The sequence below is a fragment of the Pseudomonas sp. 2FE genome (assembly GCF_005503735.1).
Lineage (GTDB): Bacteria > Pseudomonadota > Gammaproteobacteria > Pseudomonadales > Pseudomonadaceae > Aquipseudomonas.
On record NZ_SCMO01000001.1, the window covers coordinates 851,371 to 865,631 of the forward strand.

The following is a 14,261-nucleotide window of genomic DNA, read 5'->3' on the forward strand; positions in this document are numbered from 1 at the left end:
CGTCATCCTGCAAAGGTGAAAGTTTCGCGAGGGTATGAGGATAGATTGGGCCTGTCAACGAAAAAACATACGCTTGTTTGAATTGCGCGGCATCGCTTTGTGCCTGTTCGCTGCCAGTCAGCCTGCCCATGCTCGCCGCTGGTCGGCGACAGGCTGCGTCGGTATGCTTGGCGACATGAATGCCGCCTAAAGCCGGGCGGCCGCAAGGAAACCTGAGGGGGAACGCGTGGAGTTTTTAGCCGAGTACGCTGGCTTTCTGGCCAAGACGGTAACGCTGGTTGTGGCCATTCTAGTGGTGCTGGTGGCGATTGCCGTCCTGCGCGGCAAAGATCGCAAGCGCGGCGGCCAGTTGGACGTACATAAACTCAACGACTTCTATAAGGCGCTGCATGAGCGTTTGCAGCAGTCGGTGTTGGATAAGGAGCAACTGAAGGCCATTCACAAACAAGAGGCTAAGGCCGCCAAGCTGGCAAAGAAGACTGGCAAGCATAAGCCGCGCGTCTTCGTGCTGGACTTCGATGGTGATATCAGGGCTTCGGCTACCGAGCACCTGCGCCATGAAGTCACCGCGCTGCTGAGCCTGGCGACGGCGCAGGATGAAGTGGTACTGCGCCTGGAGAGCGGTGGTGGCATGGTGCACAGCTACGGCTTGGCCTCTTCGCAACTGGCGCGCATCCGTCAGGCTGGGGTTCCGCTGACGGTCTGCGTGGACAAGGTCGCTGCCAGCGGCGGTTACATGATGGCCTGCATCGGCGACAGAATTATCTCTTCACCCTTTGCCATCCTCGGCTCCATCGGCGTGGTGGCGCAGTTGCCGAACGTCCATCGCTTGCTGAAAAAGCACGAAATTGATTTCGAAGTGCTCACCGCCGGTGAGTACAAGCGCACGCTGACGATATTTGGCGAGAACACCGAAAAGGGTCGCGAGAAGTTTCAGGAAGACCTGGAGATCACTCACGAGCTGTTCAAGAACTTCGTTGCCCGTTACCGCCCACAACTGACCATCGCTGAGGTCGCCACCGGCGAGATCTGGCTGGGCCAGGCTGCGCTAGGTAAGCAACTGGTCGACGAGTTGAAGACCAGCGATGAATACCTCGCCGAGCGTGCCAAAGTGGCCGATGTGTTCCAACTGCACTACGCGCAGAAGAAAAGCCTGCAGGAGCGTGTCGGCCTGGCGGCCAGTGTCGCGCTCGATCGGTTGCTGCTGAGCTGGTGGAGCCGGCTCCAGCAGCAGCGGTTTTGGTGATCATGCTGCGGCTAATAGGTTTCGGCCAACTGAGTTTCTAGTAGTCAGGAGAGCGGGATGAGCAAATTCAAGGCGCTACTGGTCAGCGAAGGCGCGGCCGGTGTATTCGAGCAGGAGCTGGTCGAGCGCGACACCTCCGAGCTGCCGGCCGGCGAGCTGTTGATCCGCGTGCAGTACTCCTCGCTCAACTACAAGGATGCACTCTCGGCCAGCGGTAACCGCGGAGTGACCCGCAACTACCCGCATACGCCAGGCATCGATGCGGCGGGCGTGGTGGCCGAGTCGAGCGTGGCCGAGTTCGTCATTGGCGATGAGGTGATCATCACCGGTTACGATCTGGGGATGAACACCGCGGGCGGCTTCGCTCAGTACATTCGGGTGCCGGCCGCCTGGGCGATCAAGCGTCCGCGAGGCCTCTCGCTGCGTGAGGCGATGGTGCTGGGAACTGCTGGCCTGACGGCTGCGCTCTGTATCGACAAGCTGGAGCAGGCGGGGCTGACCCCCGATGCCGGTCCGGTTCTGGTCACCGGCGCCACGGGTGGCGTGGGTAGCCTGGCCGTCGCGCTGCTGTCGAACCTCGGCTACCAGGTCGCTGCCTCCACCGGCAAGGCCGAGCAGGGCGAGTTTCTCAGAGGCCTTGGCGCCCAGCAGATCGTCGAGCGCAGCGAGCTGCAGGCAGGCACGGACAAACCCATTCTCAAAGAGCAGTGGGCCGGGGCGGTGGATACGGTCGGCGGCGATATCCTGTTCAACGTGGTCAAGTCCCTGCGGTACGGCGCCAGTGTGGCGTGTTGCGGACTGACCGCCGGCGTCGCCTTCAAGGGCAGCGTGTTGCCGTTTATCCTGCGCGGGGTCAATCTGCTGGGTGTTGACTCGGTCGAGTTGCCGCTGCTGGTGAAGGCCGCCATGTGGGACAGGCTGTCCGTGCAGTGGAAGCTGGGTAATCTCGACGCCCTGGTGCATGAAGTGGGTCTTGAGCAACTGCCGGAAGCGATTCAGCAGATTCTCGCGGGTAAGCTGGTAGGCCGCGTGCTGGTGAATCTCGGCTGAACTTCTAGCGTTGTTGAACCCAATAAGAAGCCCCGCACTGCGGGGCTTCTTATTGTCGCTCGATGTTCAGACCTGCCGGCGGCGGAACAACGGGAGCGGTTGGTCGGCGGCGGTCTGGTAGAACTCGGAGAAGTCCTTGAGGCCTTCCAGGGCGTCATAGGGGTCGCGATCCGGGCGCACGGCGAAGGCATCGAAGCCACAGCGGCGCATAAAGAACAGTTGATCGCGCAAGACGTCGCCGATCGCGCGCACTTCGCCTTTGTAGCCGTAACGCTCGCGCAGCAGGCGCGCACTGGAGAAGTGGCGACCGTCAGTGAATGCTGGGAAGTTCAGGGCGACCACTTGGAAGTGGGCGAGGTCGTCAGCGATCTCTTCCACCTCTTCATCACTGTCCAGCCACACGCCCAGGCCGCCATCGCGGGCCTTGAGGGCGTGGCTGTGATCGTGCCACAGGGTCAGCGGCACGAGCAGGTCGTCGCAGTTGGACAGGCCCTCAAGCGACGCGTCCTTGGGCAGCAGGTGCCAGGTTTCGTCGATGACTTGGTCGTTCTTAATTATTCGCTGCATAAACACGTTCCTTGAAGGGGTCGATGCCGATACGGCGGAAAGTGTCGATAAAGCGCTCATCTTCAGTGCGCTTCTCAACGTACACATTGATCAGTTTCTCGATCACGTCCGGCATTATGTCCTGAGCGAAGGAGGGACCGAGGATCTTGCCGAGGCTGGCGTCACGGCTGGCGCTGCCGCCGAGGGATACCTGGTAGAACTCTTCGCCTTTTTTGTCCACGCCAAGGATGCCGATATGGCCCACGTGGTGGTGGCCGCAGGCATTCATGCAGCCGGAGATGTTCAGGTCGATTTCACCGATGTCGAACAGGTAGTCCAGATCCTCGAAGCGGCGCTGAATGGCCTCGGCGATCGGAATCGACTTGGCGTTGGCCAACGAGCAGAAATCGCCACCCGGGCAGCAGATGATGTCGGTCAGCAAGCCGATATTCGGCGTGGCGAAACCATTCTCACGCAGTTCGCCCCAGAGCTGGAACAGCTTGGCCTGTTCGACGTCGGCGAGAATGATGTTCTGTTCGTGAGAATTACGCACCTCACCGAAACTGAAGCGATCGGCCAGGTCGGCGATGACATCCAACTGCTTGTCGGTGACATCTCCCGGCGCGACGCCAGTAGGTTTCAGCGACAGGGTGACGGCGGCATAGCCCGGCTTCTTGTGGGCGACCACGTTGCGTGCGCGCCAGCGGGCAAACCCCGGGTGTTCGGCATCCAGTTGGGCGAGGGCGGCGTCTTCGTCCGTTAGGGCTTGGTAGCCGGGGTCGACGAAGTGTTGGCTCACCCGTTCGACTTCTGCGTCGGTCAAGGTGCTCGGGCCGTCCTTGAGGAACGCCCATTCCACCTCGACCTTCTCGGCGAAGACTTCCGGGCCGAGTGCTTTGACCAGAATCTTGATCCGCGCCTTGAACTTGTTATCGCGGCGGCCATAGCGGTTGTACACCCGCAGAATGGCGTCCAGATAAGTCAGCAGGTGCTGCCAGGGCAGGAATTCATTGATAAAGGAGCCGACGACGGGCGTACGACCGAGGCCGCCCCCCACGGAAACCCGGAAGCCCAGTTCGCCGGCAGCGTTGTGTACGGCTTCCAGGCCGATGTCGTGCACTTCGATCGCCGCGCGGTCGCTGACCGCACCATTCATGGCGATCTTGAATTTGCGCGGCAGATAAGCGAACTCGGGGTGGAAGGTCGACCACTGACGGATGATTTCGCACCAGGGGCGCGGGTCGATCAGCTCGTCCTTGGCGACCCCGGCGAACTGGTCGGTGGTGGTGTTGCGGATGCAGTTGCCGCTGGTCTGGATCGCGTGCATTTGCACGGTCGCCAGCTCGGCAAGGATATCGGGTACGTCTTCCAGCTCTGGCCAGTTGAACTGGACGTTCTGCCGGGTACTGATGTGCGCGTAGCCTTTGTCGAAGTCGCGGGCGATTTGCGCCATCTTGCGAACTTGAGTCGAGGACAGCAGGCCATAGGGCACGGCAACGCGCAGCATCGGCGCATAGCGCTGGATGTAAAGGCCGTTCTGCAAGCGCAGCGGGCGGAACTCTTCGCCTGACAGCTCGCCAGCCAGATAACGGCGGGTCTGATCACGGAACTGCTTAACGCGGCTCTCGATGATGTGTTGATCGTATTTATCGTATACGTACATGAAGTGTCCTGTTTTCAGGCTGCTTACAGCTAATCAGCGCGCACGACCGCGCACTCCTGGCGGAGCCGGGGGAAGATACCAGCTCAGAGTTATGCGCAAAAGTGATGTTTTAGTATATGAACAGAACTTAGAGCGATAAGAGAGGGCGAGAGCATAACTGCACAGCTTGAGCGAGCGGCCTACCTGGTCTTAACTGCAAAGGCGAACCACCTATAACCACAACAACAGGGGAAGCCATGACCGACCATTCCGAACCCGATAACCGCGACAGCGTGGTGGATGCACGCGCTATCTTCGTCTTGATCCTGCTGGTAGTGGCCACCGCAGTGTTCTGGGTCAGCCACCAGTAAGCAACTCTCCCTTCGAGCTTCACCGGCGCCGCCCCTGGCTCTAAAGCAGAGGCGGCGCCTTTGTTTTGGCGCATCCGGAAGTGCGCCTACGGCAACTGGTCTCCAGCGAGTGGGATGGGTAGTGCGCCTATGATCAGGTTCGAGTGCTGTTACCGCGCTACCCAGCGGTCAGCTGGATCTGGCTGCGGATTCAGAGAAAAGCTTGCGCGCTGGATTTTCGCCGCTGCAGCGCAGTCAATCGGCCGACTAGGCGCGATTACAAGTTCTCGCTGCAGCCGCTGCTCGACTGAGGGTTAAAGCCCAGCGAAATGCAGCACTAGCTTGACCACGCCGAAGATCACCAGCACGAACAGCGTCGTAAAGAGCACGCCCAGAATGATGAACTGGCTGGGCTTGCCGCGGGTGAAGTCGCGGGCGCGATTCTTCCCGCTCTGCACGCCGAACGCGGCTGCCAGCACGCTGTGGAGCATCTGCCAGAAGCTTGGCGGCTTGTCGTCGTCATACTTGTCCATAGACACCTCCTTGCCAGCAGCTTAGCCGCTAACGCTCGATTTGCGTCCAACTGTGTTTCTGCCCTCTCAGCGCGAAGTCGGCCTACCGAGTTTTATCAGTTTAGGCCGGGGAATAACCCCAGCGGCCGAGCAGGGGGGCGTTGGGCGATGGCGATGAGCTGCTGGATGCCCTGGAGTTCTAGCTGGTGAGGGCTTGGCCTTTTGGCTCAAATGATTGATCACAAGCTGCTGTCGAGCGCCCGTACACGCAGCCGCTCCTGCGGATCGAAGCGTTGCTCGAGCATGCTAGCGATCGCGGTTTGCTGATCCGTGTCGCTGAGTCCTGAACGGCGAATCTGCTCGCGTTCCTCGGCATAGCTGGCCAGTCGCTGTTTCCAGGCCAGTCGCTGCTGGTCCAGCTCGGCCAGCTTGGCCGCGGCATCCGCACCCAATGCCTGTGCCCGCAGGCGATAGATGTCCTCGGCGCTGGCCCCGGCCTGGCGCAGGCTCTGGGTGGTGGCGTAGAGCTCAGCGTGACGGGTCACTCGCGCGCGGGCCTCGCGCATCTCGGGGGGCAACTGGGCATCCAGTGCGGCCAGGGCCTGCTGGCGCTGCTGTTCGGACAAGCCCTGTTGTTGCACTATCTCCAGGCGCTGCAGCATGTAGTTGTCCTGCACGGCCTCCAGGGCAAAGAACGCCTGGTTTTCCTCGGCCGAGAAGTATTGGCCGCGCAAGCTAAGGACAGTCTCCAGCCGCTCGCGTAAGGCCGCAGCGGACAAGTCCCGGCTGGAAGGGGGTAGGTCCATCAAGGCGATCCGGTAATCCACGTAGCGGCGCAATAGATCGCGGGCCTCGTCCAGCGCCATGCCCTGCAACTGCGTGGTCAGCTCCCAATGGATGCGCGCCAGCACTTGCTCGACCGGCTCATCCCCCAGTGCCGACAGATAAAAGTCGAACAGGTGCAGGATGCCATCCTCGATCAGCAGGTGGCCGTGCTCATCCAGGCGCAGCCTGACGTCATGCTGAGCCCCTTGCAGAGCGCGTGGCAATGGACCGGGAGCGGCCAGTTGGGCCGGCGGACGCTGGTGCAAGCGGGCGTTGACACTCAGGGCTTCGGCGCCGCGCTGATCCGCTATGGGGGCAGTGGTGCTCGCCTGGTCGCGAGGGGGCTGTGCTGCAGCCGGTGCCTGCAGGCTGAGCGCCGACCATAGAGTCAGCCCTGCCAAGCCCGCGATAGCCGCCAGGCCGAGTCCGAGTTTCTTGAGCATGGGTGTTCTCCTGCCTCTGGCTGAGTGACGCGGGCAAGCGCCGGCCCGCGCCACTCAGGTGCTTACAGACCGAGGTTTTTCAGGCGGTTGGCGTGGTTCTTGAGCAGGGTCTGCGGATTGCTTTCGAATAGCGACACCAGCCCCAGTACCTGGTTGGTCGCGTCCAGGTGGTTCATGCTGTAGTTGTCCTTGAGCACCTTGCCGAAGTGGCTGGAGCAGCGGCCGGTAACGCCATCGTTGGGCTCGCTGTGGGCGAGGGCGGTAATGGCGAACAGCGGGTCGGACGGGTCGATGCCGGTGGTGATCTGCGAGGTGCCGCTCCAGGAGTACAGGCGGATGGCGTTGCCAGCGATGCTCACGGTTTCCGGACCTTCACCGCAGGAGTTGGTCGGTATGCCGATCGGGAAGGCCTGGTTGTTGGCCGCAGCGCCGTTCTTGTTGAACTCGGCGAGCATGGCGCGGATATCCGAGTCGCTCTTGCGGTTGTTCGACAGCAGGTTGACCAGATTACCCACGGTATTGGCAAACACATCGAAGGCAATGCCCTGCAGGGTGCCGGGCGGTGCGACGCCGGTCACCACATCGGCCAGCGGCGAGCCTTTGTGCGGGGAGTGCAGGGTGGTCACCGAGGCGACCAGATCCGGGCGCACGTTCATCACATAGCGCGCGGTCACCCCGCCTTGGCTGTGGCCGACTAAGTTGAATTTCATGATGCTGCCGCCGGAGGCCGCGCGGATTTCCTCCAGTTGCTCGATCAGGTCCTCGCCACGCTTGGCCGAGCTGTCGAAAGCATTGATCTTCGGTACGTAGACCTTGGCCCCCTGGTTCTCCAGGGCGCTGGGGATCTGATGCCAGTAGTCGATGCTGGCAATGGTGTCGAAGGCAAAGATGCCCGGCACCAGGACGATGGGGTTCTTGGTTTGCGACTGGGTGTTGCTGGTGAAGAACCAGCCGGCCTGGCTGGGCAGAGCGGTGCAAAGGCTGAGTGCAGCCAATGCCGAGACGAGCAGCTTTTTCATGGTGGGCAACCTGTGTGTTCTGTTTTTGTTTTTGTCGCCCCGCACACTGCAGCGGAGATGGCAACTATCTGAACACTTGTGCCTTGGCTGGGCTTGTATGAACTGATGAAAGCGTGCGAATGGCAGGCAAATAACTGTGATGCATGTCACATAAGCGCCTTGCTGGGTGCGCCGCTGCTTCGGGCTTGTGCTAACCCTCCGGCTACAAGAACAAACAGAGCAGCCGCTCCGGGCTGGCTGCCACGCGGAAATGCCTATGCTGCCGATTGACGTCCCCGTCCTGCTCTATCTGTGGGACAAACGCACCTTCTACCTCGGTCCCCTGGAGGAGCCGCTGCAGCTCTCCCAGGCCGCCGCCATGCTGGTGGTCAGCCTGGACGGCCCGCTGCGCATCTACAGCCAACGAAGTGCAGTGGTTTGCCGCAGCGCCTTGCTGCCGGCGGGGCTGGAGCTGTCCGTCGACACTGGTCTGTCGAGGGTCGCGGTCTGCTATCTGGATGTGTTCGGCGAGGACTTCGCCCGGCTGGCCACGCGCATGGCCGAGGAGCAGGCGGGTGTGCTGTTCGGGCTGGACAACGAGGCGGCGTGCGCCCGGCACTTCGACGAACTGCACCGCAGCAGCGCCGCGCCGGCACAGGTCTATGCCTGGCTGGACAGTCTGATCAATCCGCAGCAGATCCCCGCGGCCGGGTTCTCCCTCGACCCGCGCATCGTTAGGGCGGTGAGCCTGATCAAGGACGACGTGTCCTGCAACCAGTCCATCGACTACCTGGCCGCGCAGATCGGCCTCTCGGTACCGCGCCTGATCCAGCTGTTCCGCCAGAAGGTCGGCATTCCGATCCGCCGCTACCGCCAGTGGCATCGCCTGTTCGTCACCACCGCCGGCGTGGCCCGCGGCCTGACCCTGACCGAGGCGGCCGCGGCGGCCGGCTTCACCGACTCGGCACACTTCAGCCACACTTTCCGCAGCATAGTCGGCATGAAGCCCTCGACAGTGCTGGCCCATCCGCAGCGGATTCGGTTGTTTGCTGAGTAGGGGCGACGGCTTCGGCACGACGTGACGCCCTCAGGCGGGAAAGCCCGAGCCGCAAAGGGCTCAGCACACGCGCTTGTGCAGATGCCGGGTGTTCACCAGATCGACCGCCCGCGCCCGCAACTGCCCGCAGCCACCGTCGATATCCTGGCCCGCCGAGTTGCGCACCTTGGTCAGCACGCCGCGGCTGTGCAGGTAGTGCACCATCTGCACGATCCGCTCGCCCTCTGGCCGCTGGTAGTCGTCGGCTTCCAGGCTGTTGTAGGGGATCAGGTTCATCACCGCGAACTTGCCCTTGAGCAGCCGCAGGATGCCGTCCATTTCCTCCTGGCTGTCGTTGATGCCCTTGAGCAGCGTCCACTGGTACTGGATGGGATAGTCGACCCGGCGTGCATAGGCTTCGCCCAGCTCGACCAGCTCCTCGGGGTCGATGCGCGGTGCGCGCGGCAGCAGTTGCTGGCGCAGGTCGGCATGGGTGGTGTGCAGGGACAGGGCCAGGGCCGGCTTGACCCGTTGTAGCGGCAGGCGCTCGAACACCCGCGGGTCGCCCACCGTGGAGAACACCAGGTTCTTGTGACCGATGCCGCCGTCCGTGCCGAGCAGGTCGATGGCCTCCAGCACGTTATCCAGGTTGTGCGCCGGCTCGCCCATGCCCATGAATACCACCTTCTTCACCGGGCGGAAGCGCCGAGCCAGGGCCACCTGGGCGACGATTTCCGCGCTGCTCAACTGACGCAGCAGGCCGCTCTTGCCGGTCATGCAGAACACGCACCCCACCGCACAGCCGACCTGGCTCGAGACGCAGAGCCCGTCGCGTGGCAGCAGCACGCTTTCCACCATCTGCCCATCGTGCAACTCGACCAACAACCGCGCCGAACCGTCGGCGGCCGGGTGTTCCGAGCGCAGCCGCGCCAGGCCGGTGATCTCCTCAGTCAGCGCCGGCAGCTCCTCGCGCACGCTGAGCGGCAGGAAATTCTCGGTGCGCTGATGGCGAGTGCCGCTGTCGAGTGGCTTACCTTGCAGCCAGGCACGGGTGATCCGCCCGATATGCTGGGGCTTGGCGCCTAGGTCGGCGAGGCGTTGGTGGAGATCATGGATTTGCATGGGGCGCGCATGCTACCACTGGAGAGCGCCGAGACGTAGGGTGGCGGGACTTGGTACGGTGGATATCCAGGCCACTGGCTAACAGGCGGTCCAGCACCCTGGCCTTGCGCTCATGCTATCGTTTTGATTTGGCTGAAAAAGCTGCGTGGAGCCGTAGATGAAATTCATACACCAGCGCGAACATCTGCATGAAGACGATATTGTCGTCATCGAATGCTCGCAGACCTGCAACATCCGCCTGATGAACGATGCGAATTTTCGCAGCTTCAAGAATGGCGGCCGCCATGTCTATCACGGCGGCGCATTCGACAAGTTCCCGGTGAAAATCACCGTACCCAGCACGGGTTTCTGGAACATCACCATCGACACAGTCACCCGCAGGGCGATCAGTGTGACCCGCAAGCCGAACCTGAAGCATTCCATCAAGTTTATTCGCCGGTCGGGCTCGGGGTTGAGCTGAGTACGGCGTCGCTGGGTATCGCCAGGCGTTCCGTACAGGTGGAAAACCGCGAAGCGTTTTCCACCCGTTCAGCTCGGGCTATTCGATTTCACCCAATCGCTTGTGCAGAGTGTTTTGCAATCCGTGCAGTCTAGTGCTCAGTTGTCATAGCCCAAGTTTGGCGCCAACCACCTTTCGCTCACCGCCAAATCCTGCCCTTTGCGCGCGGTATAACTCTCCACCTGATCCTTATCGATCTTGCCGACGGCGAAGTACTGCGCCTGTGGGTGGGCGAAGTACCAGCCGCTGACAGCCGCCGCCGGGAACATGGCGTAATGCTCGGTGAGGAATACGCCGCTCTGGCCGTCCTTATCCAGCAGCTCGAACAGGGTGCCTTTCTCGGTGTGATCTGGGCAGGCCGGGTAGCCGGGAGCGGGGCGGATACCGGTGTACTGTTCTTTGATCAGCGCTTCGTTATCCAGTTGCTCATCGCTGGCATAACCCCAGTAGTGCTTGCGCACCTGCTGGTGCAGCCATTCCGCGCAGGCCTCGGCAAGTCGGTCGGCCAGGGCCTTGACCATGATCGAGTTGTAGTCGTCGCCTTGGTTCTGGTAGGCCTTGGCGACTTCTTCGGCGCCAATCCCGGCGGTGGTGATAAAGCCGCCGACGTAGTCGGTGATGCCGCTCTCTTTCGGCGCCACGAAGTCGGCCAGGGAGAAGTTCGGTTTGCCGTCCGGCTTGATCGTCTGTTGACGCAGGTGATGCAGCTTGGCCAGCGGTTGGCCGTCATCGCCATAGACTTCCAGGTCGTCATCCTGCACCTGATTGGCCGGCCAGAAACCGAACACCGCGCGGGCCTTGATCAGCTTGCCGTCGATCAGCTTCTTGAGGATATCCTGGGCGTCGGCGAACAGTGCGGTCGCCGCCTCGCCGACCACTTCATCGGTGAGGATGCGCGGGTATTTGCCGGCCAGGTCCCAGGCAATAAAGAACGGCGTCCAGTCGATGTACTCGGCCAGAACGTTGAGGTCGATATCGTCCAGCACCTTGGCGCCGGTGAAGGTCGGCACTGTCGGCTGATAAGTCGCCCAGTCGAACTTCGGCTTATGGGCGACCGAGGCCGCATAGCTCAGGCGCTCGGTACGGGCGCTGCGGTTGGCGGTGCGCTCGCGCACTTCGATGTAGTCGAGACGGGTTTTCTCGACGAAACCGGCTTTCAGTTCCTTGGACAGCAATTGCGTGGCCACGCCAACGGCGCGCGAAGCGTCGGTGACGTAGACCACGGCATCGTTCTGATACTTGGGCTCGATCTTCACCGCGGTGTGGGCTTTCGAGGTCGTCGCACCACCGATCATCAGCGGCAGAGTGAAGCCCTGGCGCTGCATCTCACGGGCGACGTGGACCATTTCATCCAGCGACGGCGTGATCAAGCCGGACAAGCCGATGATGTCGCACTTCTCGGCGATGGCGGTTTGCAGGATCTTCTCCGCCGGCACCATCACCCCCAGGTCGACGATGTCGTAACCGTTGCAGCCCAGCACCACGCCGACGATGTTCTTGCCGATGTCATGCACGTCGCCCTTGACCGTGGCCATGAGGATCTTGCCCTTGGCTTCCGGTTTGTCGCCTTTTTCCAGCTCGATGAAGGGGATCAGGTGCGCCACCGCCTGTTTCATCACGCGGGCGGACTTGACCACCTGCGGCAGGAACATCTTGCCGGCGCCGAACAGGTCGCCGACCACGTTCATCCCGGCCATCAAGGGCCCCTCGATCACTTCGATCGGGCGTGTGCACTGCTGGCGGGCCTCTTCGGTGTCGTCGACGATATTCGTGGTGATGCCTTTGACCAGCGCATGCTCGAGACGCTTGTTCACGTCCCAGGTGCGCCACTCCTCGGTTTCCGCCTCCTTGACGCTGCCGTCGCCCTTGTACTGGTCGGCGATGGCCAGCAGCGCATCGGTGCCGTGCGGGGTGCGGTTGAGCACCACGTCTTCGACCTTTTCCCGCAACTCGTTTGGAATCTGGTCGTAGATCTCCAGCTGGCCGGCGTTGACTATGCCCATGGAGAGGCCGTTCTTGATCGCGTAGTACAAGAACACCGAGTGGATAGCTTCGCGCACCGGGTTGTTGCCGCGGAAGGAGAACGACACGTTGGATACGCCGCCGGAGGTCAGGGCGTAGGGCAGGTTGTCGCGGATGTAGGCGCAGGCGTGGATGAAGTCGACGGCATAGTTGTTGTGCTCTTCGATGCCGGTGGCGACGGCGAAGATGTTCGGGTCGAAAATGATGTCCTGCGGCGGGAAACCGACCTGATTGACCAAAATATCGTAGGAGCGCGCGCAGATTTCGATCTTGCGCTTCTCGGTGTCGGCCTGGCCGTCTTCGTCGAAGGCCATCACCACCACGGCGGCGCCGTAGCGCTTGCACAGCTTGGCGTGGTGAATGAACTGCTCGACGCCTTCCTTCATGCTGATCGAGTTGACGATGCCCTTGCCCTGGATGCATTTCAGGCCGGCCTCGATCACCTCCCACTTGGAGGAGTCGATCATGATCGGCACGCGGGAGATGTCCGGCTCGGAGGCGATCAGATTGAGGAAGGTGACCATGGCCTTCTTCGAATCCAGCATGCCCTCGTCCATGTTGATGTCGATCACCTGGGCGCCGGCTTCCACCTGTTGCAGCGCCACTTCCAGGGCCTCGGTGTAATTGTCCTCGCGGATCAGCCGGGCGAATTTGGCCGAGCCGGTGATATTGGTGCGCTCACCGACGTTGACGAACAGCGACTGGCGGTCGATGGTGAACGGCTCGAGCCCGGACAGGCGGCAGGCCTTGGGGATGTCCAGAATCACTCGCGGCGGATATTTGCTGACCGCCTCGGCAATCGCCTTGATATGTGCAGGCGTGGTGCCGCAGCAGCCGCCGACGATATTGAGGAAGCCCGACGCCGCGAACTCTTCGACCACCACGGCCATTTCCGCCGGGCTTTCGTCGTACTCACCGAAGGCGTTCGGCAGGCCGGCGTTGGGGTGCGCGGAGACGCGGGTATCGGCCTTGGTCGACAGCTCTTCCAGGTACGGGCGCAGCTCTTTGGCGCCGAGGGCGCAGTTCAGGCCGACCGAAATCGGCTGGGCGTGGCTGATCGAGTTCCAGAACGCCTCGGTAGTCTGCCCCGACAGCGTGCGCCCGGAGGCGTCGGTGATGGTGCCGGAAATCATGATCGGCAATTCGAAGCCCAGTTCTTCATACACCCCTTGCACGGCGAAGATCGCCGCCTTGGCATTCAGGGTGTCGAAGATGGTTTCGATCAGGATCAGGTCCGCGCCGCCCTCGATCAGGCCGCGGGTGGCTTCGGTGTAGTTCTCCACCAGTTCGTCGAAGCTGACGTTGCGGTAGCCGGGGTTGTTCACATCCGGCGACAGCGAGCAGGTGCGGCTGGTCGGGCCCAGCACGCCGGCCACGAAGCGTGGGCGATCGGGGGTTTCCAGGGTCTTGGCATCCGCCACTTGGCGGGCCAGGCGCGCGCCTTCGACGTTCAGCTCATAGACCAGGCTCTCCATGCCGTAGTCGGCCTGGGACACTTGGGTGGCGTTGAAGGTGTTGGTTTCGAGGATGTCGGCGCCGGCATCCAGGTAGGCCTTCTCGATCGCGCCGATCACGTCCGGGCGGCTGAGGATCAGCAGGTCGTTGTTACCCTTCACATCGCTCGGCCAGTCGGCAAAGCGGCTGCCGCGATAGTCCTGTTCCTCCAGCTTGTAGCTCTGGATCATGGTGCCCATGCCGCCGTCGAGGATCAGGATGCGCTCTTTGAGGGCTTGCTGGAGAGCTTGGAGGCGAGCGCTACGATCGGACATGGGTGAATTACCTGATAAAGCACGGAGAAAAAGGGTGGGCGGATGATACCAAAGCTGTACGGCTTTGGAGCGTTATGCCTTTTTGCATGAGCGGCGCTCATGTTGGTGAGGTTCGCTTTGCCGCAGCTGGGCCGGCTAAACTCACGGCCATTGCCACGCGCCGCTCGATAAGCCGCGCGCCTGCAGCCCGGAATGATGATC

Annotated in this window: 11 protein-coding genes; 4 read left to right on the plus strand and 7 right to left on the minus strand. The window is 62.0% G+C overall.

Annotated elements, in window-relative coordinates; genetic code table 11:
* The first annotated feature begins 226 nt into the window (after positions 1-226).
* Positions 227-1,246: a protease SohB gene (gene sohB / locus FFS12_RS04055; protein WP_137885628.1), complete on the plus strand. Its 1,020-nt coding sequence runs from the start codon at positions 227-229 to the stop codon at positions 1,244-1,246.
* A 57-nt stretch (positions 1,247-1,303) separates the two neighbouring features.
* Positions 1,304-2,296, plus strand: a complete 993-nt coding sequence (locus tag FFS12_RS04060; protein WP_137885629.1) for a YhdH/YhfP family quinone oxidoreductase — start codon at positions 1,304-1,306, stop codon at positions 2,294-2,296.
* A gap of 66 nt (positions 2,297-2,362) precedes the next feature.
* On the opposite strand, the gene FFS12_RS04065 is transcribed toward FFS12_RS04060, so the two are convergent.
* The 5 genes from FFS12_RS04065 to FFS12_RS04085 all read right to left on the minus strand — a co-directional run bounded on the left by FFS12_RS04065 (position 2,363) and on the right by FFS12_RS04085 (position 7,633).
* Positions 2,363-2,863, minus strand: a complete 501-nt coding sequence (locus tag FFS12_RS04065) for a DUF934 domain-containing protein (protein WP_137885630.1) — start codon at positions 2,861-2,863, stop codon at positions 2,363-2,365.
* Positions 2,847-4,505: a nitrite/sulfite reductase gene (locus FFS12_RS04070; protein ID WP_137885631.1), complete on the minus strand. Its 1,659-nt coding sequence runs from the start codon at positions 4,503-4,505 to the stop codon at positions 2,847-2,849. Before FFS12_RS04070 ends, FFS12_RS04065 begins: the two co-directional genes overlap by 17 nt.
* 643 nt (positions 4,506-5,148) lie before the next feature.
* Positions 5,149-5,367 (minus strand): DUF2970 domain-containing protein, encoded by a 219-nt coding sequence (locus tag FFS12_RS04075; protein ID WP_137885632.1) that lies wholly within the window; start codon positions 5,365-5,367, stop codon positions 5,149-5,151.
* A 218-nt stretch (positions 5,368-5,585) separates the two neighbouring features.
* Positions 5,586-6,614: a lipase secretion chaperone gene (locus FFS12_RS04080; protein WP_137885633.1), complete on the minus strand. Its 1,029-nt coding sequence runs from the start codon at positions 6,612-6,614 to the stop codon at positions 5,586-5,588.
* 62 nt (positions 6,615-6,676) lie between these two features.
* Positions 6,677-7,633, minus strand: a complete 957-nt coding sequence (locus tag FFS12_RS04085; RefSeq protein WP_137885634.1) for a triacylglycerol lipase — start codon at positions 7,631-7,633, stop codon at positions 6,677-6,679.
* 256 nt (positions 7,634-7,889) lie between these two features.
* Between FFS12_RS04085 and FFS12_RS04090 the strand changes: the two genes are divergently transcribed.
* Positions 7,890-8,669 carry a helix-turn-helix domain-containing protein gene (locus tag FFS12_RS04090; protein WP_137885635.1) on the plus strand — a complete coding sequence of 260 codons (780 nt, stop codon included), beginning with the start codon at positions 7,890-7,892 and terminating at the stop codon, positions 8,667-8,669.
* Between the two features lie 60 nt (positions 8,670-8,729).
* On the opposite strand, the gene FFS12_RS04095 is transcribed toward FFS12_RS04090, so the two are convergent.
* Complete coding sequence (locus FFS12_RS04095) at positions 8,730-9,770, minus strand: RNA methyltransferase (protein ID WP_137885636.1); 1,041 nt, start codon at positions 9,768-9,770, stop codon at positions 8,730-8,732.
* A gap of 157 nt (positions 9,771-9,927) precedes the next feature.
* On the opposite strand from FFS12_RS04095, the gene FFS12_RS04100 reads away from it, so the two are divergent.
* Positions 9,928-10,230, plus strand: coding sequence for a DUF1883 domain-containing protein (locus FFS12_RS04100; protein ID WP_137885637.1), 303 nt, complete (start codon positions 9,928-9,930; stop codon positions 10,228-10,230).
* A gap of 137 nt (positions 10,231-10,367) precedes the next feature.
* On the opposite strand, the gene metH is transcribed toward FFS12_RS04100, so the two are convergent.
* Positions 10,368-14,060 (minus strand): methionine synthase, encoded by a 3,693-nt coding sequence (gene metH / locus FFS12_RS04105; protein WP_137885638.1) that lies wholly within the window; start codon positions 14,058-14,060, stop codon positions 10,368-10,370.
* Between the last annotated feature and the right edge of the window lie 201 nt (positions 14,061-14,261).